General features: G+C 65.3%; 19 protein-coding genes. 6 read left to right on the plus strand and 13 right to left on the minus strand.

Features of this window, described 5'->3' with window-relative positions:
• Nucleotides 1-10: 10 nt before the first annotated feature.
• Nucleotides 11-901: an aspartate carbamoyltransferase gene (locus KAK07_RS11820; protein ID WP_210860935.1), complete on the plus strand. Its 891-nt coding sequence runs from the start codon at nucleotides 11-13 to the stop codon at nucleotides 899-901.
• Here KAK07_RS11820 and KAK07_RS11825 read toward each other — a convergent pair.
• From KAK07_RS11825 to KAK07_RS11860, 8 genes are all read right to left on the minus strand, one after another.
• Nucleotides 898-3,561: an nSTAND1 domain-containing NTPase gene (locus tag KAK07_RS11825; protein WP_210860937.1), complete on the minus strand. Its 2,664-nt coding sequence runs from the start codon at nucleotides 3,559-3,561 to the stop codon at nucleotides 898-900. The two genes, KAK07_RS11820 and KAK07_RS11825, sit on opposite strands and share 4 nt — an antisense overlap.
• Nucleotides 3,558-5,495 carry a hypothetical protein gene (locus KAK07_RS11830; RefSeq protein WP_210860939.1) on the minus strand — a complete coding sequence of 646 codons (1,938 nt, stop codon included), beginning with the start codon at nucleotides 5,493-5,495 and terminating at the stop codon, nucleotides 3,558-3,560. Before KAK07_RS11830 ends, KAK07_RS11825 begins: the two co-directional genes overlap by 4 nt.
• Complete coding sequence (locus KAK07_RS11835; protein ID WP_210860940.1) at nucleotides 5,488-6,837, minus strand: ATP-grasp domain-containing protein; 1,350 nt, start codon at nucleotides 6,835-6,837, stop codon at nucleotides 5,488-5,490. Before KAK07_RS11835 ends, KAK07_RS11830 begins: the two co-directional genes overlap by 8 nt.
• Nucleotides 6,824-10,522 (minus strand): hypothetical protein, encoded by a 3,699-nt coding sequence (locus tag KAK07_RS11840; protein WP_210860943.1) that lies wholly within the window; start codon nucleotides 10,520-10,522, stop codon nucleotides 6,824-6,826. Before KAK07_RS11840 ends, KAK07_RS11835 begins: the two co-directional genes overlap by 14 nt.
• A gap of 182 nt (nucleotides 10,523-10,704) precedes the next feature.
• Nucleotides 10,705-12,114, minus strand: coding sequence for a hypothetical protein (locus KAK07_RS11845; protein ID WP_210860945.1), 1,410 nt, complete (start codon nucleotides 12,112-12,114; stop codon nucleotides 10,705-10,707).
• Between the two features lie 38 nt (nucleotides 12,115-12,152).
• Nucleotides 12,153-12,614, minus strand: a complete 462-nt coding sequence (locus tag KAK07_RS11850; protein ID WP_210860953.1) for a hypothetical protein — start codon at nucleotides 12,612-12,614, stop codon at nucleotides 12,153-12,155.
• Nucleotides 12,615-12,663: 49 nt separating this feature from the next.
• Nucleotides 12,664-13,275 (minus strand): hypothetical protein, encoded by a 612-nt coding sequence (locus tag KAK07_RS11855; protein ID WP_210860955.1) that lies wholly within the window; start codon nucleotides 13,273-13,275, stop codon nucleotides 12,664-12,666.
• A gap of 50 nt (nucleotides 13,276-13,325) precedes the next feature.
• A complete protein-coding gene (locus KAK07_RS11860; RefSeq protein ID WP_210860957.1) occupies nucleotides 13,326-14,015 on the minus strand; it encodes a hypothetical protein in 690 nt (229 codons plus the stop codon).
• Nucleotides 14,016-14,183: 168 nt separating this feature from the next.
• Between KAK07_RS11860 and KAK07_RS11865 the strand changes: the two genes are divergently transcribed.
• A complete protein-coding gene (locus KAK07_RS11865) occupies nucleotides 14,184-15,482 on the plus strand; it encodes a hypothetical protein (RefSeq protein WP_210860959.1) in 1,299 nt (432 codons plus the stop codon).
• Between the two features lie 86 nt (nucleotides 15,483-15,568).
• Nucleotides 15,569-16,723 (plus strand): hypothetical protein, encoded by a 1,155-nt coding sequence (locus KAK07_RS11870; RefSeq protein ID WP_210860961.1) that lies wholly within the window; start codon nucleotides 15,569-15,571, stop codon nucleotides 16,721-16,723.
• Between the two features lie 72 nt (nucleotides 16,724-16,795).
• On the opposite strand, the gene KAK07_RS11875 is transcribed toward KAK07_RS11870, so the two are convergent.
• From KAK07_RS11875 to KAK07_RS11895, 5 genes are all read right to left on the minus strand, one after another.
• Nucleotides 16,796-17,032: a hypothetical protein gene (locus tag KAK07_RS11875; protein WP_210860963.1), complete on the minus strand. Its 237-nt coding sequence runs from the start codon at nucleotides 17,030-17,032 to the stop codon at nucleotides 16,796-16,798.
• Between the two features lie 61 nt (nucleotides 17,033-17,093).
• The gene (locus tag KAK07_RS11880; RefSeq protein ID WP_210860965.1) at nucleotides 17,094-17,366 is read right to left on the minus strand and encodes a hypothetical protein; all 273 of its coding nucleotides are present in this window, start codon (nucleotides 17,364-17,366) and stop codon (nucleotides 17,094-17,096) included.
• 434 nt (nucleotides 17,367-17,800) lie between these two features.
• On the minus strand, nucleotides 17,801-18,706 hold the full coding sequence (locus KAK07_RS11885) for an N-acetylmuramoyl-L-alanine amidase (RefSeq protein ID WP_210860967.1): 906 nt from the start codon (nucleotides 18,704-18,706) through the stop codon (nucleotides 17,801-17,803).
• Nucleotides 18,707-18,903: 197 nt separating this feature from the next.
• Nucleotides 18,904-19,434, minus strand: a complete 531-nt coding sequence (locus KAK07_RS11890) for a hypothetical protein (protein ID WP_210860969.1) — start codon at nucleotides 19,432-19,434, stop codon at nucleotides 18,904-18,906.
• Entirely contained in the window at nucleotides 19,424-19,951 is a 528-nt protein-coding gene (locus KAK07_RS11895) for a hypothetical protein (protein WP_210860971.1), read from the minus strand. Before KAK07_RS11895 ends, KAK07_RS11890 begins: the two co-directional genes overlap by 11 nt.
• Nucleotides 19,952-20,125: 174 nt before the next feature.
• Between KAK07_RS11895 and KAK07_RS11900 the strand changes: the two genes are divergently transcribed.
• From KAK07_RS11900 to KAK07_RS11910, 3 genes are all read left to right on the plus strand, one after another.
• On the plus strand, nucleotides 20,126-20,275 hold the full coding sequence (locus KAK07_RS11900; RefSeq protein ID WP_210860973.1) for a hypothetical protein: 150 nt from the start codon (nucleotides 20,126-20,128) through the stop codon (nucleotides 20,273-20,275).
• Between the two features lie 95 nt (nucleotides 20,276-20,370).
• Complete coding sequence (locus tag KAK07_RS11905) at nucleotides 20,371-21,510, plus strand: hypothetical protein (RefSeq protein WP_210860974.1); 1,140 nt, start codon at nucleotides 20,371-20,373, stop codon at nucleotides 21,508-21,510.
• A gap of 4 nt (nucleotides 21,511-21,514) precedes the next feature.
• A complete protein-coding gene (locus tag KAK07_RS11910; protein ID WP_210860976.1) occupies nucleotides 21,515-22,138 on the plus strand; it encodes a hypothetical protein in 624 nt (207 codons plus the stop codon).
• Nucleotides 22,139-23,022 lie beyond the last annotated feature (884 nt).

Below are 23,022 nucleotides of genomic sequence, written 5' to 3' on the forward strand. Positions count from 1 at the left end.
GAATCGCGTCATGCCACGCCACCTTGTCAGCGTCGACGACATTCGCGACTCTGAACTCGAATCCATCTTCTTACGCGCGCGTCAGTTCCGCACCGGAGCTCGGGATGCCGCCCGCTCATCCAGGCTCAGCGGAAGGGTAGTAGGCCTATTGTTCCTCCAAACTTCGCTGCGGACCCGAGTGGGATTCGCTACTGCTTGCGCTCGACTCGGCTGGCAAAGCGTGTCTGTGTTTGAGCAGCGTGCCAGCGAAGTGTCCATGGCTGAGAGCATCGATGACACGCTTCGTGTTGCGGGAGGCATGGTCGATCTCATGGTCACTCGGCTTCCTGTACCAGTCGGACCAGTCGCTTCGAGCTCACCGGTCCCCGTCATCAGCGGAGGCGATGCAGGCCCGCTTGCCGAACACCCAACGCAGGCCCTCATTGACGTGTTCGCGATGGAACAAGAGCGCGGTCGAGTCGGGGATCTACACATCGCCATCTGTGGCGACCTTCGTATGCGAAGTGCCCGAAGCCTGACTAGGTTGCTACTCCGTCGACGACCGAGGAAGCTGTCTCTGATCTCCGTGCCCGCCCTCATGGATCCTGTCCTTGCAGGCAATCCAGATCCGATCCTCGACCGCTGCCAACTGAGCGAGGTTTCGGACGTTGACGTGCTCTACGTTACCGGCATCCCGCATCAAGCCATTCCCGAGGACGTACGAGACACTTTGCGCGTCACTAGCGACGTCATGAAGCGCCTGCCAAAGAATGCTGTCGTATTGTCTCCAATGCCAGTAATAGACGAAATCGATTCGCAAGCTCGGTGCGATGATCGAATCAAAATGTTCAATCAGAGCGACAACGGCGTCTACGTCAGAATGGCAGTCTTGGAGGCGATGGGCGACGCCTCCGCTGCTTAACTATCTACGCGGACGTCTGCGGCAATACCGAACTCAAGCCGCGCTGGGTAAGTTCGAAAATCCATCGCCTTCAGTTTCTTGAGCACTTCATCTGGCTCTGGGGGCATAGGCAATCGTGCCAACGTTCCAATGAAGTCATTCGTGACGCCGACTCTGAGGCTGTCGCAGAGATCGATATCGAATAGACGAGGATCACTTAGGGTGCACAATTGATATACCTGACAGTTCTGAAACTCACTACGACCTTGCAGATTCGCACCGAACCAACAATTGGCAACGACGCAGTCGTTCAGGCTCACTGACACCTTAGGAGTAGCCGGCGAATCGACGGCTTTGGTCACCGTGAGGCCACGAATTGCGCTCTGAACAATGTCGATGGCGCAATCGCTGGCTTCAACGACGTCCAACGACGAACCGGCGATGAAGCGAAGAGCCAGAGTGCCCCCGTCTACAAAGTGGCATGCCCTGACCATCAGGGAACTCAAGCGCCCACCGAACATTGACAGCCCGTGATCTTCCAGGCACCAGTCGTGTTTGGCAACGAACCCGTTCCGCCAGGGCATCGCACTCAGGCCGGAGGTGCGAGAGAAGAGATCCAACTCGGGGGGGCGGCCGCCCTGCTCGACTTGCAGTTCTCTATAGTGAGTCAACTCGTCCACGGTCGCACGCTTGGCGCACACGCGAAACGCGGGCAGCCGGTCGTCCTTCAAGTCGGGGTTCGGTATCACCGTGCTCGTACCGCCGACAATCGTGCACCCTTCAAACGTCACGTTGTCCATCAGGCAGTTGACGAACACCACGCCCTCAAAACGACAGCCTCGGAATCCCGTTCCACGAAAATCGCAGTTGACGAAGACGATCCTTACGAAATCCGCGGTGACCTGACAGTCCTTCCAACGCAGATTGACGAAAACTTCATGTTCTCTTGACTCGTTCCGCAAAGGCAGCGGTTCCGTATCACGGCCAAGCCAGTCCAATGTGCGCCCTTTCGCCGCAGTCAGCAAATGAAGTGCTGCTCCAGCGTCGGAACGTCTACGGCGCGCCCATGACTCAAGAGCGTCGGCGAATCCATCATGGATCAACTCCAGCATCCTTCGGCTGCCGCCTGCGGGACTTGCTTGAATAAGCATGGCTTCTTCGAGCCAGCACTGAGCGAATACCAAGCGGCGAAGCTCCTCAATGAGCACATCGCCCGGGAACATTCCGAGCATCGGCCCCGCCGTGACGTCTTGCGGATCCGCTTCCCATGGAAGCACGTCGATACCCTCCTCCTTGGCCGCGAGGGTCGGTTCGCTGAACTGTGGGTTGAAGCCTGGGTGATCGACTGATCGCTTGATCTCCGCCCGGCCAACGGTCAGGAGATCCTCTCCGCTAAACTTCTTCTCGGTCCGGTGCAGCAATTGTTCGTGAACCAGCGCAGCCGCCTCGTGGTCAATCGACCGCGACTTACCGTCAAGTTTTGCCCCATCGATCAGTTGGGTCAACTCAGCGCCAAGTGTCATCCTGGCAAGGTCCCACGCTTCGCGCTCCAGTTTGTATCCACCGCTGGAGAGTTGCGGAACGATCCGATAGGCGAGCGCCAGTGCTCCCTGCACGAACGAAGTGTCGCATCCCTCGATGTGCATCGAGGGTTGATCCTCAAATCCGGCCGCTTCACGCCTGTCCCTCGATTCGCAGGCTCTCTTGCAGTTTTCGAGCTTGGCCTCAACTGCCTTTCGTAACCCGTAATCGAACAACGTCAACGCCGCACCACTTGCATCGACGCGTTCTGCAGCTGCCTCCTCCATCGCTCGTACGTGCCTGATCTGGATGATGGGAGTCGCGTCGCTTCCTGCATCACCTTTGGCCGCAAAGTAAAGCGCGTATTGCGTCGCTTGAAGGTGGAGAGGGCCAATGCTGTTCCAGCGCATACCGGGAGCCCTTGCGGACTCACGCCAGAGTTCGAAGATGCGGTTGGCCGCCTCTTTCTCGATGTACTGACTTGTGCCCGCCTTGTCGCTGGAAATGATCTCCTGAATGTCCTCGTCAGCTCGAAGCGGCTCCAAGACCTTCGTTGATATGCTATACGGGGCGGCATCCCTTTCAATCTGACGCAGTCTTGTCACGAACTCCAGACGAAGCGACAGAACAATCTTCAACTCTGTTCTTTTGTTTGCATCGAGGATCCAACTCGATACCTTACGGAACATTGCAGGCTGGTGCCTGATGAGATGTTCGAACTGGTCGAGCACAAGAACTACCTTCTTGTACGCGAGTTGGTCCAGTTGCTCGAACACCGTCTCGCCCTTCGCGTCCAGTGGGCAGCCTTGCAAAATCGCTTCAGGACCGAGGATGCGGCGCATGAAGCTGTCGGCCTCTTTGTCGGGGCTATCAGGATGCGGGTCAGACCATTTCCTGCATACTAGAACGCGGTAACCAGATTTACGCAAGTCTTCGACAAGTCTCGTATTGAGCAGACTCGACTTCCCAGCGCCTGACTCCCCACTCAAAATGACAAGACGGTGCTTCTTCACCCTGTTCACGAAATCGCTGGAGTCCTGCTTGCGGCCAACGAACGATCCACGGTCCGTTTCGCTATCGTTAAGCGGCCGCGGACCTGGCCAAGGACACTTGTCAAGACTCTGAAAAAATCCTCGCCAGAGGCTGAGCGTGGTCTTCATTTGCTGGTACCGCATCCATCTTTGCTAGCCGTCAACATCTCGCGCTTTCGGAGATGGTCCGCATAGTGGTCTAGGTCTTCGCGGAATCCTGAACACGCGGACTTGACGATGTCGACGCCAAACCACTGAAGTAGGTCACGAGCAGCGGGCCCGACGTTCTTGACCACGACTAGGCCTGCAGTAAGCGGCATCCGATTCGAGGTACTTACCTCCTGCGTACTGGCTATACCCAGTTTGCTTGCCACGCGATGGCGGACGGCCGTGTCGTCCATCTGCACTCCCATTACCATCCAGTATCGCTCTTCCGCAACACCAGTTATTCCCCCGCTCGTGAAGGTGCCAGGCAAACCCAGTGATCCAGAACTCCCTGGCCCCACATGAAACATTTCTGAGCTGTGTTGCTGCATAGCGTCATACTCGTCGAGCAGCAGAGCGGGCACGACCCTTTCTGCCTTTATCTTGGACCAATCGTCATGAAAGGCCTGATCTGGATCCGTTTGATGAAGCGAAAGAGAGGTGGCCACCTCTACGTCCGGAAGTTCGATAAGCGGACTTCCTGCCAAGTGAATGACGAACGGCCAGTCTTGATACTCCCATCCAGTAAGTGTCGAGTCCAGTCCACTTAACCTGATCCAAGTTGTTGGCCGCAGTATGTCTTGGAGTTCGATTGTCTTCGTACCTACCTTTGGCGCGATCACCGCTCCTATCCACCTGAAAGAGGCCGTATCCGGATCATCGTCGTCTGCCAAAGCCGAGCGCGACTGGAAATAGATCGGCAGAGCAATGATGAAGCCTTGAACGTCATCACGACTCGCTAGTGCCATCTCCAGTTCAACATCAAACGACGTTGAGAATGCACAAGCGAAGGGGGGTGCATCTGCATCCGTATCGCCGAGTATCTGCCTTCTGAGTTCTGCCTGTGCCATCAACACGTTGGCAGCGCTATCGAAGAATTTCTGCCGTTCCGTCGACTCGTTGGCATGTCGCATCCGCCACGACTCGTTAGTGACATGCATGTAAGTCTTCCCGATCGACTCCAGCAATTGCGCTCGGCGAAGTCTGGGGCGTGGCGGAAATCCGTATGGACGATCACCATCCATTGGGTCGTCGAGGCGAGCAAGATCTGCCAACAGGTCGCTCCAACCCGGATAAACCGTTGACCAAGTGGTAAGTTCCAGCCAGGAGAACTCGGTCAGGATCTGCAGGTTCACTTGATCAATGCAATGGCCATCCACACCATTTAGATCCCGCTCCACCTTTTCAAGTATGGTGTACACAGCCGGGGACAGATCCTCAAGCTCTGCGCGACGGAGCAATTCCCTGACGTACATCCTTGTCGGTTTGACGAACCCGTCCAGAATCTCTCCATATCGCTGCGGGGCGATGTCCCGAAAGCCCCGCTGGAGCAAAATCCTGTCGCTAGCCCTTGGATGCAGAGGGCGTTCGAGCAGAGCAGCAGCCTCGTGAAACAGCCGGGTAAGCAGGGCCGTAACAAGCATTAGAAGTGCTACCGTCTCCCAGTTGCCACGGTGAGTCAGTTCTTCATTCTTTGACTCCGCAACGTTTGGCTCCCGCAGCCTTATGAGACTGTGTACGAATGAGCGAACGATCTCGACTGGGCTCTTGCCATCTGGTAGATTCGGTTTGCCAATTAGTGAATTGGAAATCGAATCTGCGCTGACCCACATCGCCCCCTCTGTGGACTCGCTCGAACAGCCACTTCCCAGGATGAGTGTCAACCAAGGCAACTCTGGGCCGAGAAAGGGACCGGGCCCCTTCGATCTCTTCAGTGGACCATTTACCTTTGCGAGGACGTTGCACAGCCTGTGAGATGACTTCAGTTCGCTCCGAGCAAGCTCGATTCTCTTTGTTAGGAACTCACCTCGATCCAGGTAGAAGTTGCCCGCGCGCTTGACTGCTCGGAACTTAATCATTCCGCCCTCCCCTGGCCAGGTGTGAAGTCAGGGACTCCAACGATGAGCGGACTTCATGTTCCATAGGCTCAGTCAGTGAGAACCCTGTGTTCGTGACGCTCGTCCTCACGGTCACTCGCGCTAATGTGGCCCCACTATCAACTTCAAAATCTGGTCGTGCGCACACGTCTACGTTGGCGCCCGACTCGATCAATCCTCCAAGGAAGTCTTCGATATCGATCCTGATCGGCTCTTTCCCAGTCCAGTGCAGGATCAATTGCGAGAGGGGCGCGGTCTCCCGCATCCGCTCAGAAAGGGAGCGCTGCCGAGGTAGCGGTACACCGAGTTGTGCCGCCAGGTGCTCAAGCACAAGGCACGGATGCCCGCACTCGACAGACAATCGTGCAGATGCAACAGTGGAACCTTGAAACCGCGGATTCACCTCAGTGAATCGAAGTACACCGGACTTGTCGAGCAAGTAGTCGACGCCAAATGCTCCCAGGTATCCCTTGGAGCGCAGCCATTGCCCAACGCGCACCGTGTAGTCCTCTATCCTGGATAAGAGGTCAAGGTCAAAATCTCTTGCCAACGCGAAGTCGTTGCCGCAGTAACCAAACGGGCGGGTGACACATCCTTCGATGCCGATCAGTTGAACCGAAGGATGATGAACAGAGACACCGTCATTCCAGACTACCGCGCCCACGTTTATCGGCAGGACATCACTGTAGTAAGGCGCAACACTGACGAAGGCTTCGTCTGTCTCCGGCCAGAACTTCGACGCTTCTTCCACGGAGTTGGCTCGGAAGAACCCCTGCCCACCGGAAGTTCGACTCCGCCTGAGAAGGATAGGCCCTTCGGACACCAACTCTCCTGCCCGAAGTTGTTCCTCGTCAGCGATGTAAACCCACGGAATCGTAGGAACCCCCAAGCCTTCGACCGCAGTCTCTACCCATGGCTTGTGCTCAAAAGCGAACTGCTGTGCACCGAAGAGTCCTAGGTGCATACATCTGTCGCGACGCGCAAACCAGATAGCCGAAAGGAAGTTCGATGGCCTATAGGGAAGCAGGGCGCTGGGCTCGCTTAGGGCTTGCAACAAGGATCTGCGAAAACTGACGACAGAAGGGTCGCCTCTGAAGTCATCGATGTCCCAGACTTCGGGATCGACTCGTCGCCCGAGTTGGTGCTCCAGCGCGACGCCTTCCACTGTCGATCGCCGGTCATACGCTCCAATGATGGAGTACGCCGAAGCGAGTTGCGGCAGGTCTGCAATGGACTCGATGTCCTCACCCCGCAGTCCGGCCCAGACGAGGCGGCGCCGGCCCAAGCGCGCAGAGACTTCAGAGATCAAATCAGCTCGGCGCATGTTCCGGCATCTCCTGGAGTTCTTTCATGCTGAACAGTCTACCGTCCACTTGGACCAGCACGCAGTCCGCAGCTAAGCCGTTTCGGATCACCACAAGGCCCTTCGGAGCCCCGCAGCGCAGTCTGAGTTCTGCTCGCCGCAAGGACGATACCGCCGGCGACACCGTGACAAGACAGCTGTCCCCACCATGACGTCCGATCGCTGCATAGATCAAGCCAGCGTCCGTAGTGGTTCCTGCGTCGAGGAACTCGATCGAATCAAGCCCAAAGGACACGTCACCGGAGGTCGGCCTACCGTCGGCATCGATCACGACCGCCTTGGCTTCAGCCGAACCTACCCGATGAAAAATGGCGGATCTGCAAGGCCCCGATGCGTCTTCATCGGACACCCAATGCGAGCCAGAACCTGTTCCGGGATACTCCGCACGGATGGTCCGCAGCCCTTGCTTGCCTGTGGCTACGATCTCAACGCGTCGCTCTCCTCGCATGGCTATTCCAAGGAGCCTCAGATCTCCGGGAATGTCTAGTACGCGCCAGCGTTCGATCGACGGTGCATATCGATTGAGAAATGCGATCTGGAGTAGCCCATCCTGGGCCTGTGCGCAAACCCTTCCGTCGGCATCAACCACCAGAGAAATGCCGCTGGCGAATTGGCCCATGGCACCGCGCGACGAGGGGTGCAGGATTGGACCAGTGCGGCTTGGCAACAGCCGGTATTCGACACCGCCAATACGAAATTCACACCAATGTCGGCCTGGCAGTATAGGTCGCCGCGAAAGGCTTTTCCCGCGACTAGCAGCGGGGGATCGATTTCGCGCCGGACTAAGGCGCTTTGCCTTGTTCGCAACCACTGAACCCGCGATCAACGGCAACGCAAGGCTGGCAAAGAACTCACGCCAGCCGGGGTGGCTGAACTTGAACTGCCAGCCATTGTTTGCCGCATGGTCCTTCTGCACGATCCCCAATTCGACGCAAGCTTGGGCGAAGCGCTGTCGCAGAGGTTCGGGCAAATCTGGCGCGACTAGTGGGCGGGGTCGTCCATGACTGTCCGATCCGGTCTCATGGATCCTGGCTGCTGTGGGAACAGATTGATCGAGAACAGGCCGTCCACTCTGTTCCAGGCCAATCTGCCTCAGGGCCTCTGCCATCAACTCTCGAAGCAACCTGCCTTGCATCGGAAGGTTCTGCCGTATCACGGAGTCTTGGCCTGGAAACCGTTGAATGACCTCCCGGTCGCCGGATGTCAGCAGCACATGCTGGGCGTGGTCCGGGTGTTTTGGATTGGCAGGATCGCCTTGATCGTGCGGGAGAGATTCGCTCCAGCAGGTAGCAATGGAGGCATGATCAGGCGGATACAGCGCACGATTGAGACGCATCCAGAGCCACCATGCATACAGACCGGTGATGTCTTCGAGTGGCACATCCACCCCGCGCTCCCAAAGTTCACACTGGAGAACAAGATGGATTGGCGATCCGCATAGATCCAACGCAGCCGGGACTTGCTTTAGATAGGCTAGCTTTTTGGTGCCTTCGCTTGTACCGAGACGGCGCAGCAGGTATTTGCCTACTTCATGAGGCTGCCAAGGCAGCACATCGAGTCGGAGCAACCGAACGCCGCTGGCCTCAATTCTGAGGTCTGTCCGGCAAGCCGCCACAAACGGCGTCGAAGCAGCCAAGCGCTCTTTCACGGCCTCCAGCACCATCGCGGCAAAGGCGGGGCGGTACTCTTGCTCAGACACATCCAACGCGTCCAAGTCGTCCAGCAGCAGTCGTGGCCGCAGGCCCAGCGCTGCCCATTCTCCCCGCCCCTCTAGCAAATGAAGCAGAGGCTCAGGTGCACCCTGCTCGCGAAAAACGGTCAGTACCCACTGCCACACCTTCTGACGCGACTGAGCACTTATGGTCATCCTAAGCAATTCCCGCGGCATGTCGCCCACGGACAGGTACACCGGTAGCTCGCAAGCATCGGCGGGTAGCAGAGCGCCAGACGTGTGGTCCATGCGCGGACCTCCTTGCGCCGACGACAGCGCTTCTAACGCCAGGAGCAGACGGTGGGCGCTGCGCTGCAGGTAATGGCGCAGAAGCGTGCTCTTGCCGCTTCCCGTTTGGCCACGCAAGGTGTAGGCATGGAACGCATTGAGGGTGTCGAAGCGCTGAAGCAGGCCCGGCAACGTGCCTGCGCTGTCGTCATCCAGTTGCGGTTGGCCCTGGCCCTCGCCCTTCAAGTCGGGCTTGACCTTCAGCAGCACATGGCGCTGCTGCACCCGTCCGCCCAGGTCGCGCTCCCAGCTGGCCCAGCAATGCAGCAGCCAGGTGCGCAAGCGGTTGGTGGGCTGCAGGTGTACCGCGTCGAGCAGCTGGGCGGCGGTGGTCTCGCGATCGGCGCTGGCGGGGCTGGTTCCGGCACTGTCCGGGTCGGTGGCCCTGTCGAACGCATCGACCGCCAGCGGCGCCTCGGCATCGGGATCGCGGTCGCGCAGGATGTCTAGCAGGGCCGCCTGCTCCGGCTCCAGCGGGTCAGCGGCCTGGACCACCTTCTGCAGCAAGGCCAGCATCGTGTGGCTTTGCTTCAGCGACACCATGCCGTCGGGCATGTCGGGCAGGGCCTGGCCACGGCTGACGTGCAGCACCACCCGCGGCGCGCCGTGCTCGCCGGTCACCAGGCGGGCCAGATCGTGCAGGGCTTCGGCCTTTTCCACCGCGCCGCCCACTGGCTTCAATTCCATGCCGTGGCCCAACGCCGCACTGCAGGCGGTGCCGTGCAGGTCACTGGCAACCAGACGGAGCAGCAGGTTGCGCCAACTCGGCTGCAAGTGGCGACGCAGCAGCCAGGCCGCCCCAAGCAGCAGTGCAGCACCGGCCGAGTCGCCCTGCAGCACGTCCAAGGGCTGGCCACGCCGTAGGGCCACGCTCCAAGCAATGGCAGTGTCGTTGAAATGTGAGTGGCCGGCGGGCACGGTGCTGGCTGCCGAATCCAGCAGGAAGTGCAAGCGGTCGGACACATTGGCCAGCGCGGCATCCCAGGTGGCACCCTTGTCGATGTGCTCCGCAGTGGCCGCGCGCAGCAGCAACGTGCTGGCCGGTGCCGGCGCCAGGCACAGGCGCGCGCCAGGCTGGCGCACGCGCCACAGCACCAGCGAGCCCGCCACGCCGCGGCCGGCGCTGTCAAGCAGGGCCAGCGGCAGGCTACAGTGTTCTTCCGCTGCGGGCGGCTGCCAGCCGCGATCACCGACGGCCCCGGGGTGGGCGGCGGCCAGCCAGTGCAGGCTGGTAGCGGCCGCGCGCGCAGCATGCGCGGCTTGCTGCGGCGTCAGGCCGAACTGCAAGCCATCTTCCCGGGCGCGTTCTGCCGCGCGGACCGCCAGGTCCGCCACCGGCTGGCCGCTGGCACCGGCCAGCACGGCATCGACCACACGCCGCACCTGCACGGCGGGCGGCTCGGCCCAGGCCAGCAGGGTGCCGGTGTTCGTCATCGGCGGCGGCACGTCGTTCAGCGCCGACAAGGCCGCCTGCAGTTTCGCAGCGCCATCCGCCACGCCTGGCAACCTTGGCAGCCGATAGGCCAAGTCCAGCAGCGGTGGCGCCAGCGGTCCGCTGCGCGGCAGCAGGGCTTGCAGCGCGAGACCGGGGCGCTGGGCCGCAGGATGGATTGTGGCCAAGTGGCGGAGGATCTCGTCGGGCGACATGGAGTGCGATGGGACGGGTCGAGTGCGGGAATTGTGGCCAGCGCCTGTTGTTCCTATTTCACGGCGCCAGGCGCAATAGCAACGCCGATGGATCTACGTCGATAGTCATCGCTCCCTCCTGAATTCCGGTCTGTCCTGCCGGGCTGCCCGAAGCATGCCAGATTCCGCGGCCGCGCCCAAACTCAGGCGCGACCGGGCGCCGGCTGCATCGGTGCGTGCCGGCCTACGCCGACGACCCGCGCGATGCGCGCCAACCGCGCCAGCAGGTGAACCGGCGTCGGTCCGGCACCTGGGGCTGCGGCAGTGGCTGCAGCCGCCGCCGCCACGGCCGCTGTGTCGCCCGCCGGCGCACGGGCGCCAACTGCGGTAGCCGCCGCATGCGCCTGGCGCTGGCGCCGTGATGCCCTGCTGAAGGCCTGCACGCCGGCGCCATGCACCAGCTCCGGACCGACGGCATCGGCCACCAGGCGTTCCAGGTCTGACCGTAGCTCTGCATCCTGTGCACGCACGGCCTCCCGCACCAGTTGGCGCTGGCGGCGCATGACCGCCACATGCAGCGCATCCAGCAGCCGTTGGCCATCGGCCTCTTGGCGTGCGTCGGCGGTGGCGGCGTCGTCAGGCACCAGCAGCTTGATCACGAAGCAGAAGCAGTCGCCCAGGAACACCAGCATCATGAGGCCTAGCATGGCCCAGGCCGGCACGCTGCCTGCATCCACTGCCGCCCACAGGGCGTGGTGGCGCGCAAAGCCGGTGGTGGCGCTGGTGGTGAGCGTGACCTTGTCGCCGTTCATGGTGGTGCGGTGCTCGTCCGTGGCGCGCTGCAGGGCCTCGGCCTGGCTGCTGCGGGTGGCAGTCAGGTCGGCCAGGACCTTGTCGAGCCGGGCCTGGTGCTGTGCCAGTTCCTGCGCGGCCTGCTGGCGCAGCGTGCTGCAGCGAACCTGCTGCTGACGCCAGGCCAGGCGGGCGGTCTGGTAGCCCGGTGCGTCAATGTCGGACGGGATGCGGGCTTGAAGCGCTCGGGCGGTGCCATCACAGGCATCGGCCTGTTGCTGCAACTGCACCAATGCGTCGGGCAGGCGGGCGCGCTCGGCGCGGGCGGCGGTGGCAGCGGCGTCGGTCTGGCCCAGTTGCTGGCGCAGGCCGGGCAGGCCCAGGCTCTTCTCCAGCGCGGTGGCGTGATGGTCGATGCCGCTGGTGGCCAGCACCCGGCCCTGGGCCTGCACCTGGGGCGCAAAGGCGACGATGACCAGTTCGTGTCCGGCCAGCAGCGCGTTGACGACCATGATGCTGCCCAGCAGCGTGGTCACACAGAGGCGTGCAGCACCGCCCATCGAGTCCAGGCACCGCAAAGCCACCAAATACATCACGCCCAGCACGCCGGCCACCGTGCCGGCCACCGCCACGGCGTGGCCAGCCGTGGCCGGCAGGTTCTGCCAAAAGAGCCAATGGCCCACTGCGATGATCACCATCGACACGATGAACAGCACACCCACGACGATGGACTTGCCGCACTCGCTGGCGGCGCGGCCCTGCAGTTGCTGCAGGTTGCGGCCGCCAAGCAGGGCCAGGGGCTTCCAAAACAGGCCGGTCATGGGGGTCTCCAGGGGCGGGTGGATCGGGTGGTCGCAGGTCAGGGCGCAGGTGGCGAGTTGGGCGTGGACGATGTCGTGGACGGGATCTCGGTGGCCTGCACGTCCACCACCTGCGGCGCGGCCGGCGCCGGCGTGCGACCGTCGATGGCGGCCTGCAACCGGGCCATCAGCGGGTCAGCCGCCGCCAGCTGGTGGGCGTGCGCGGTCGCGGCGGCAAGCTGATGGTGGCTGCCCACGACGGCCTGGGCGGCCGACTGGGCCAGCGCGTCCTGCACACTGGCGCCGTTGGCAGCCGAGGCGACCGGCAGCGCGCCGGCCTGACTGCGCACGACCTGCAGCGCCTGGCCGTGCAGCGCCTGCATCTGGGCCGAGCGGGCCAGCAGCAGCCGGGCACGGCTGCCCATGCGCTGGGGGGAAAGCAGGGCATCGGCCTCGGCAAGGACGTCGTCGTCGGTGGTGGACGTGGCGGAGGGCAGCAGTGGGGTGTAGCGGTTGGTCATTCGAGGCTCCATCAGGTCTGGTTCGAGGTGGATGAGCGGCGCGCTGCGGTCAGCGCTGGCCGGCGCGGTAGGTGTTCTGCACCGTCGCCTGGTACTCGTTCATGGTGCGGGCGAAGTCGGCCTTGAGGTCCTCATAGCGCTGGAAGCGAAAGGACACTTCCTGTTGGAAACTCGTGTCGTCGATCACTCCATCGGCCAACATCTGCTGCAGGTCATCCAGCTCGCGCTTCAGGTCGACATGCACCAGATTGCGGGCCTCCATCTCCAGAGCGCGCAGTTTGCGCAGCACGGTGATCTGGCTGGCCGCGGCGTTCTCGGCCAGCGACGCATAGCGATCGGAAAAGTCGATGCGGAACGAGGTGCGGATGAGCTCGACCTCGCCGCTCAGGCGCTCGAGCATCAGCGCGGTGGCCTGCTGGGCGCGGGCCTCGATCAGAGTCTTCTGCATCTCGCCGTCGGCCCGGTTCTGCTGGGACCGGGCGCGCAGGTTGCCCCACCAGCCCAGGTCCAGCGTGCCCACCTGGTCCCGCAAGTGCTGCTGCACGGCCGGCGTGGCCAGTGCGGCCGTGGCGCCTGGAGGCGCGTTGGTGGTGGTGGCCGGCATGCCGGCCTGGTCAGTGAGCTTGCGCAGCTCGGCCATGGTCTTCATCGGTCGGGTCATGGTGGAGAGTCCTTGCTGAGGGTGGTGGGAGTCGATGGAACGGGCGGGCATCAGGGGTTGTCGTTCACCTCCTTGGCGTACAGCCGCCCGGCGAAGAAGCGGGCCGTGTAGAGCGGGCCGCGGATGTCCTTCCAGGCCAGGTCGGTCCGCGTCACGCCCAGCATGCGAGCCTCGCTGCGGCGGTTGGGGTTGCCCATGCGCAGCACCACCTGGTCGATGCTGTCGCCCTCGGTAAGCGCGTCCCACTTGGGGCGCAGGTCGTCGAGGCGGGGCAGGTCGAGGGCGATCGCCTCGCAGGCGGGCACGGCTAGGGCCGACAACGCGGCGCACTGCAGCCAGTGGCGGCGGGACAGGCGGGCATTCGGGGCAAACGCGGTGGCTACGGGCATGGCGATCTCCTTGGGCATGGGCCGAAGAATCCGGCACCGGGCCTGCGGCGCACCGACTCTTTCCGGCAGGTGGTGCATGCAGCTTGATCTGTGGTGCGCGTTGCGGGCCTGCAGCGCCTGCGCTTCGGCCCTAGCGCGCAGGCGCGCCGGGCGGCCGCGCTCGATGGCCCGCTGCGTCAGCTTGAGCAGCACGGACGACGTGGCATTCGTGGTGCCGGGCGTGGTCGACGGCAGCGGCGTCAGCGGCTTCTCAGCCGGGCGCGCGTCGGCGAGGGCCCGCGCGCAGGCGTGAACGGTCGCGGAAGCGTGTGTCATGGTGGCGGTCGCACAAGGGGCGAAGGGGTTGAACACGGCGCCATTCGATCCCGCGCCCGCCGCGCCATGCCGACAAAAGCCGGCAGGCATGCCGAGGCGCCCTTCCGGAAAAAGTCGGACTCGCCCGCCGAGGCTGGGAGAAGATGCGGATGAATGCAGTGGCCCGACCCCGTGAGGTCACTTCAACCTACCCAAGGAGGACGCATGGACAGCTGGATGGCAATGCTCAGCCCGCGCCCAGAGCCAGCCACGCCGCCCGGCCGCAGGCGCAAATCTGCCGTCACGGAATCGGTACTCGGCGTCGTCATCGACCTGGGGGACCTGGCTGATCGGCCTGCGCCGGCCGGTGGCCTGGTGCCGCCCACGCTGCACACTGGCATCCCGGGCCTCGGCCCGGCGCTGCCCGACGATGGGGCCTTGCTGGACCACTTGCAGGACCTGGCGCGCACTCCCGGCACGCAGATCCTGCCGGAGTTCCGCCGCACGGTGTCGGAGTGGATGCAGCGCCAGCCAGATGGCCTGCCTCCCGACGTCAATCTGAAGAGCCTGCTGCGCAGCCTGCTGGACATGGAGGACAGGTTGCTGGAAGCCCAGCAGAAGAAGGAGGAACGCGACGCCCGGAAGGCGCGTGAAGCCCGCAAGGAACTCGCCGCATCAGATGGCCAGGACGACGCGTGGCTCAATCCCTTGGCGCACCACCGCTTCGGGGCGCCACTGGATACGGCGCAATCGGACGACACGGCGAGCAGCCACACCGAAATCGTCAACTTGCGCGAGACGCTGAAGTCGCCCGAGGTACCGCACCAACTGCGCGCGGTGTTCTACGCCAACCTGTTGTGCGTGCACCTGGCGGTGCGCGCCACGGTGACCACCGGCAAAACCCCTGTGCTGGTGGGCCTGCTGATGCGCTCGGCCACCCGGCTGCTGCAGGCTATGGCCCTACACATCGACGACGACAGTCTGGGCGACAACGCCGCAGCCATCGCGTCGGAACTGTCGCGCCAACTCGACGCAGGCCACGACGGGTTTCCGGTCGTCGGCCTGACCCGACGTGCGGCGGCGCAGGCGGCCGGCCTGCCGCGCCCATTCCGGCCCGGCTGGTTCGGGTCGCCTGACAGCCTGCTGCTGACCGCACAGAACGCGCTGGGCACCGAGCACCACGCCTGGCTGACTGCCACGGCCTGGCTGGCGCGCGATACCGCGCATGTCATCACCTGCGGGCTGCTGGCGCCTCAGTTGCAGTTGCTGGACACCAAGGACAGCGAACTGCTGGACGGCCTGCATGTGCACCTGGACGCCCAGAAGGAAAGCCTGCGCAAGGCCAGACGCCTGGACCCCGATGCCACTGACCCGTACCTGCAGGTGCTGACCAGGCCGATGTACCTGCATCGGCTGTGGCAGCACACCGGCTTCCTGCTGCGCGCCCGCCACGCGCTGTGCCGCGCAGCCGACAACCTGCCTTCCAGCAAACTGGCCGGCGAACCCGCCAACCTGAAGGCCTGAGCCGCTCCGGTGCGAGCAGCCCGTCACCCCCAACACCGATTGCCATGACCCCATGCGACCCACTTCCCCAACCCGCCGACCATCCGTTGCTGCACCGCCGTGCCGTCTGGCTTCTGGCCGGCCACAGCCCGGACTGGCTGAAGGCGGCACGCGCCTTCGTGGCCGCGCCGCGCGGCCCGCTGATGCGATGGCGCGTCAGCGAGCGACTCGTGCAGGTGGTGCACGCCGAACTGCTGGACCAACGGGTGATCGACCTGCTGAACCAGGGCGCGGCCGACCTGACCCTAGTCTGCGAACCCGGCCTGCTGCCCGAGGCCGGCCAGGCCTTGCGGCGAGCACTGCCCAACCTGCTAGAACCGCCGCCCGCCAATGCGCTGCGTGCCAGCGAGCAGACGCCCCCTTTCAGTGCATTGCTGCCTCGGCTGCAGCAACCCGAGCCGTCTCTCGCCGACGCCTGGCTGCGCTGGGCGGCTGAACGCGACCAAGCCGATGCCGACCTGCCGCTCACAACGGCCGAGGTCTGGGAGGGGCTGGCCGCCAGCGCCGACAATCGTGCAGAGATAGATGTCGATGCAGAGGTGGACGGCACCGCGGCCATGCTGCCACCGGCCACGCAGCCACGCGTGGCTGCCGCCAGCCATGCCCTGGCTGTGTGGTCCGACTGGTTCAGCGCCGCGTTTGCGCCGGGCGAACTGGCCGCCACGTTTGGAGGCGCCGATCCAGCCGACAGCGCAGACGTCGACGAGCCGCATGCATCGCAGCCGGATCCGCTGCTGCAGCACTTTCGGCCACGCCCGTCCGACGACGGCTGGACAGTGCTGCGGCCCGCCCTGCGGTCGGAACAAGCGATACAGGCCCTCGCGGCGGCAGCGGCAGCCCCAACGGCTGAAGGATGGCAGGCGATTGGCCAGTTTTCCGGCCCGGCGCACAGTGGGCAAACCACCGAATTGGGTGGCTACCTGCTGACGCTCGGCGATGACGACACCCTGCAGGCAGACGTGACCTTGCAACTGGCTGGCCTGCGCCGCCCGCCCGAGCCGGGCCAGCCCTTGGTGCTGGCGGTGCGCGGCGCCGACGGCTTGGGCCTGCGCCTGCGTGGCCAGGCGGGCGGCACGCGGCCCTCGACCGGCAGTTGGACGATCAGGTTGAACCGTCGCTTGTCGCAGGCCGATGCGGCACGCCTGCGCCAGCATCCGGCCGCCGGCGTAGTGGCCGAACTGTGGTGGGCGCCAGGCGCCTAACCGACGGCGGAGTCCGCCGGACGGTCGGCGCCTCCATCGATGGCATCACCACGAAAGGGACCCCGGGCGCGATCAGGCAGGCGCTGCCGAATCCAACTGCAACAGCACCTCCCGCACATGCTTGCCCCAGTCCGGCGTGATGTGTAGCTCGTCGCAGTCGCGCACCGGGTGTGGATACAGCAGTCGGACGACATGCGGGTCCGTCATCCACTCCGCCAGCGGCACCTGATCGGGCGCCGGCGTGCTGGGCGCGGCGTCGCGGCTGTCGTCATTCACCACGGCATGCGCCAAGTCGGACAGCAGGGCCACAAGGTTGGTGCGGGCGCTGTGCCAACGGGAACGCACTGCGTCATCAGGCACTGCATGGCCGTCACAGGCCACCTGCAGGCGCAAGCATGCCAAGTGCTGCTCGGGCGACGACAGGCCGCAGAACCAAATCAGAACAAAGTGGCTGCTGCACGTCGGTTGCCTGCAAGGCCGCCAGGCGGTCGTCGAAATGGCGGCGTAGCGTGTCCGGCAGCGAGTCGCCACATTCGGCCGCCTGCCGCAGCGCGGTGGCGACTGAGACGTATTCCTCGACCGACCGCACCACCGCCTGAGGCATGTCGTGGTGGGTGACCGCCAGCTTGCCGGCGCGGCCCACGTTGCGCGTCAGGCCTCACTGGCCCTGGGTCCTAACCGCGGTTGCGGGCGTTCGCGGCAGCAGGTCCACCGCGGGTAAGGTCATCGGCAAGGCCATCCATGGGATCCGGGAGCAGACCTAAGTGAAACACACCAACTCCCGAGCTTTGTCCGGACTAGCTAGCCTTTCTAGCTGTTGGCTGAGCATAACGCCCAAGTGATCGGGTGCGGGATCAGGCGTCAGGTGCCCAGCCAGGCCAGCCCCAAGGCCGCAGCCAGCAGCAACAGGAAACACACGGCCACCCGGGTGAGCGCGCTGGTGAGGGTGGGAGCGGACATGGCGATGGCGCTTAACGTGACGATCGACGCGAGGGCGAAGGCACTGCGCGCCCGGCGGCGCTTGCAATGGCCAACCCCGTGCCCGGACCAGCCAGGCACAGGTTCGGCATTCCTGCATCAGCTACGACGCGGCGCTGACGCACCGGCAGCCGGTGCAACCACCGGCAAGGTGGCCGGCGCACGGGCAGCAGTCGGATCGACCCGCTTGGCCGGCGCCGGCGGGCTGGCCGGGCGTAGCAGGCAGCCTGCCAGGCCCTTGGCCACTGCGCTGGCCTGCTGCGCGACCCAGCCGTCGTTCGCAGCCAGGCGCTCTTCGGCCGGGTTGGCGATGTCGGCCAGGCTGAGTTGCAGCACTGGCACGATAGCTTGCTGCAGCAGCGCGTCTTCGCGACCCGCGTGCACGCCGAAGGCCTTGTCGGCCCAGGCGCCCGCACCCGAAGTGCTGAAGTGCCGGCCGGCGGTCTGCAACTGCGTGGCCACCGTACGGGCGCAGGCCATGGGCTCGGCCCTGCCGACGCGCAGCTTGTAGCCGCTGCCAGTGGACACCGTAGGCGCCCTGCGCGCCCCTGCGCCAGCTGCAGGCGGTGCCGCTGCCGAGCGAGCCGCATCATGGTGCACCGACACCACCAGCACGGCGCCGCGGGCGCGTTGAGCGCGGTCGGCCAGAGACAAGCTAGTGGGCAGCCGGCGCACCGCGATGCCTTGCTCGCGCAGCCGCCCTTCCAGCGCGGACGCGAAACGCAGGTTGAAGTTGTGCTCGGGCGCGCCGCTGGCCGAGCGGCTGCCGCCGCCAGGCACATGGCCGACATCCAGCGCCACCCAACGCTGGGCCGACGGGGCCGACGCAGGCGGCACCACGGCGGCTATACGAGCGGCCGGCGGCACAGGGGCCGACATACCTGGGGACGGCGCTGTCGGGGCGGCCGTCGGCTGGCCGGCCGCCATGGCCAGGCCAGTGGCACCGCCCAGGACCGCGGGCATCAAGAACAAGGCCGGACGTGGGAACAGGGTGGAACGCGGCATGGTGAACTCCTTGGTGATGGGACCGAGCAAGGCGCCAGACAGCAGTCAGGCGGGGCATCAGCCGGCCTTGCCCGTTGCCGGGTGGGCTGGCCGATGCGATGCATTGCAGCGCGGTCAGGCGGTGTGGCGCCGACACTTTCCGGCGCCCGGGCACCATGGGCTTGCCGGCCCTGGCGCCAAGGTAGGGAACGGTGGCGTCAGCCTGGCCAGCCGTCGGCCGACCAGCGTTCGAGCTGGAGCGTGACACTGCCCTGATCGCTTACCTCGCAGTCCAGCAGCACGCCACTGCGGAGGCCAGGTGCCGCCAGCAGCAGGCTGTTGCCGTCCCAGCGCAGCAGGGCCGCGGCGCGGTCGGCGAAGCCGTTGGCCGACAGGGTGTAGACGCCGCGCGTGTCGGCGTCCTGCACCAGCAGGGTCCAGTCCGCATCGGCGGCCGCGGTCGGCGCCTGCAAGCCCGGCACGGCCTGCAGGGCTTGATGCAGCGCAGGTGCGAGGGCATCCCAGTGCGGCAGATCCTGCGTCAGCATGTGGCCGGCATGGGTCGCCACGCGGTAGTGTTCCAGCACCTGCTGACGAATGAACAGGCCTTCGGCCAGGCCGAGCAGGCGCAGTGGGTGCGGCGCCAGCAGGCGCGACAGCTGGCCATGGGCGCGTCGCGACTGGGTGGCCCAGGCGATGCGGGCACCGGCCGACGGTGCGGCCGAGGTGGGAAGGTTGTCAGCGGGCATGGTTCACCTTGGCCTTGTCGTTGGTCACAGGCGTGCGGCCCAGCGGGTCGGTGCGCTGGAGCTGCTTGGCACGGCCGGCCTCCCAGTGTGGGCCATGGCCGGGCACGCGGTCGGTGGTCTGGTGGGTCACCACCATCGGCTTCTTGGCACCGCCAGGCTTAGGCAGCTCGTAGTGCAACTGGCGGCCGGCGGGCGTGTGGAGCTGCTTGACCGGCTGCTGGCTGGTGGGAATGCCTGCCTGGCGCATGGCTTCGCGGCGGGCATGGCGCGAGGTGTCCACCTGGTTGATGACCGGCGCACGGGCCTTGGCCTGCTGGGCAGGCTGAGGGGCCCGCGGCGGTGGCGTGGCCGGGCGCGGCGCCGGCTTGGCCGGTTGCGTGGCAGGCGGCCTGGCCAATGGCCCGCGTGCCGCCAGCGCCGCCGTAGGCACGTTGCTGGCCAGCAGTAGCGCAGCCAGCCAGCCGGCCAGGATCGGTCGGGCACGGTGGCGCGCAGGCCCGTTGGATGGATAGGTCATCGGCAGCTCCTGGGGTGAGGTGGAGGGAGGTGCTGCGGATGCTGACGGTCCTGGTGCCGGTACCGCCGACAAAACCCGGCAGCACCCGCTCGGTGCTGTTGCCGGCTTTTGTCGGCCCCGTGACGCGCACCCGGGCTTCAATCGCTTCCATCTTTCTTCAACAAGGAGCGTGCGATGGGCTTCCTCTTCAAGTGGGTCTTCCGGGGCCTGGTGGTCTGGGCCACCGTGGTGATGGCGCAGAGCTGCGGCAACACCCAGGTGTTCTCCGACGACGTGCCGGTGACACCGCTGCCAGGCGTGTCCGGCCAGCGGGGTGGTGCATGAACGCGACCCTTCTCACAGGGCGCGATGCCCACAGCCTGGCGCGCTCCGTGGCCCGTGCCGTGGCCTGGACCTCGGCGCGGGCTTGCGCCGGGGCCGTGCTGCTGCTGGCCGCCTGCAGCCCGGTCGGGCCGGGCACTACCGATGCAGCCACCCCGCCCGTTACGGACGCAGCCGCAGCGGGTATCCAGCCGACGGCAGTCACAGCAGCGCCGGCAGCGCCGGATGGGCGATTCGAGGCGCCGGAGATCGAGGCGGCGGTGCAGCGCCTGGAACAGCAGATCCACCCAGCCGCCGCCTGTCACAAGGCCTTGGATGCGCTGGAGCGCGGCCAAGCCGACCCGGACGCGGCGCTGGAAGACCTATGCCGCAGCGCGCTGGCCGAAGCCACCGACCCGGATGCGGCCGCGCTGGCTGCGCGCTACCGCAGCCAGGTGCGCAGCGAACTGGCGTCTGAACTGTGGGCGGCCGCGGCCCTGGCCGGCGACGCCAGTGCCTGGCTGGGCCTGGCCCGCCAGCTTGATGCCGATGCCGGCGCACCCGATGCCGACACTACGACGCTGGACCTGGACATCTTGGCGAGCGCCCAGGCTGCGGCGCAGCGGGCGGTGGACCTGGGCGTTCCCGACGCGCCTGCGTTGCTGGCCCGGCTGCAGGACCGCGAGTTTCCGCTGGCCGGCGCCCGGCTGGAGCCGCTGTGGCGGGCCATCTACTTCGGCGACTTCGACCGCATCCCTGACACAATCGACAACCGGCGCCACGTGGCCGGCTTCACGCTGGGCGTGATCGACATCTGTTCACGCTGGGAGGTGGGCGTTCGGACCGTCAGCTTCGACGCGGCGTTGGAAACCTACCTCGCGCCGGTGCGCAGTCAGGTGCTGGAAAGGTCGCTGCAGGCGGTGCCCAAGGTAGGCCGCACGCTGGCTGAATCTGCCGGACAGGCACGCGACGGCGCGGCCGAGCGCAATCTGTCGGGCTGGATCGAGCAGGGGTTGCGCGCCTTCCAGGCCACCAAGCGCGAGGTGCGCAATGCGGTGGCCATCGGCTCCAGCGACGGCCGCCACGCCGGCCAGCAGCTCTTCAATACGGTGCAAAGCTGCCGCAACCCCCGCGGCATGAAGATGCTGGACGCCCTCGGCGCCTACTTCCGCCATATGCACGACAAGTCGCCGCTGCGGCCAATGGTTCATGCGGCCACTCAATCCCGGCCGAACGCCGTTACCCGCCAACAGGACTGATGTCATGCAGCTCGCCCTTACCTTCCCCACCCGGCCAACCGTACTGGCCGCTGCCCTGGCTGCGTTGCTGATTTCCTCTGCAACGCTGTCCACCGCCGCAGACGCGCCAACCGGGCAGACGCCAACTCTGGCCGCCGGCGCCGCCGCCATACTGGCCGATCTGCACGCCGGCCGGCTGCAGGCAGCAGAGATTGCGCTGCGAGGCTGGGCTATCGCCACCCCCGCCGATGCGGAGCGTCGCCAGCGCCTGCAGGGCCTGGTGCAGCAGCAACGCCAGCGCGCTGCAATGTTGCTGGACCGGGCGGCAGTCGACCTCCGGCATCGCCGGCTACCTGCCGCGGTGGAACGCACTGAGGCAGCACTGACGCTGGACAGCGGCCTGGCCCAACATCCTGGGGCCGCCGTGCTGCTGGCCGCTCGCAGCCGCCTTTGGCAGGCGCGCGACGCGGTCCGGGATTGTGTGCGGGCGCGCGACGCAGTCTGCATGGACCGCGCAATGCGCGATGCCCGCGCCCTAGCTCCGCAAGATTCGGCGGTGGCCTTGCTGGCGCTGCAGGCGACAGGCTGGTGGGTGGCAGGCCAGCCGCACGCGGCAATGCCAGTGGAAGGAACGACGAGTAGCCGTTAGAGAAGCTCGCGCCGATACCCGACAGCGGGGCCGCCTGCCTTACATGCCGCCGTAAGCTCTTTGAATCCAGCAGCCGCTCCAGGAAGACTCCGAAGCCCTTGGATTGCTCATTGCCATCGCGCGCACGGCGGAAGCCTTTGGCGTGATCGTCGTCGGGATCGCTCAGCATGTCGAGCAGTGTCGCCCCGACCAGGCCGCTGCCCGGCTGCACCATCAATAGCCGGTGGACCCAGAGGTTGGCCACGCCCCCTTCAACCTGCGCATCCACCTCAAGCCCCCGGGCAGGCGCTGTGGGCGTGGAAGGCTCCGTGCGTCAGCACCACGGCCGCATCCAGGGAGTCGAGACTCTTCAGCAAACCGTGCCTCGGCCCGCACCAGCTCGCGCAGCATGCCAGCCAGGCCGGGGCACACCCGCACGTGGTTGCGCGCCTCATCGAGTTGGCGACTGCTAGATCGGTCGCTCCAGTGGCTATCGGGTACCAGGCTGACTTGGGATGTAACCAGGGGGGTCCGGCGCGACGCCCAGGTACCGCTTCACGAACGCCTGCACGCAGCCGTGCAGCCGCAGCACAACGGGTTGCTGCACACCAGCTTCGATGCGCATCCGTCGCACCACCTTTCCAGTTGGGCGCCAAGCGGCCAGGCGGGCCAGGCGAATGCGCGACTCGTGCGCTGGTCAGCACGAACTCTGTGTTGCCCAGGCGCTGGCGCCCGCTGGGTTACAGCACCACCACGCCAGCGGCGGCTACCAGCTCCCAGCACTGACCCTTATAGCGATGGCTGGCGCTGAAGCTGGAACGGTCCGTGAAACGTAGCCTCGGGACCATCCGCTACAGAACGGCATGGCGGTTGCTGATCGCCGGGTCGCCGCCCAGCGCCCGCGG

This window comes from Ideonella alba, assembly GCF_018069875.1.
In the GTDB taxonomy this organism is placed as follows: Bacteria; Pseudomonadota; Gammaproteobacteria; order Burkholderiales; family Burkholderiaceae_C; genus Ideonella; species Ideonella alba.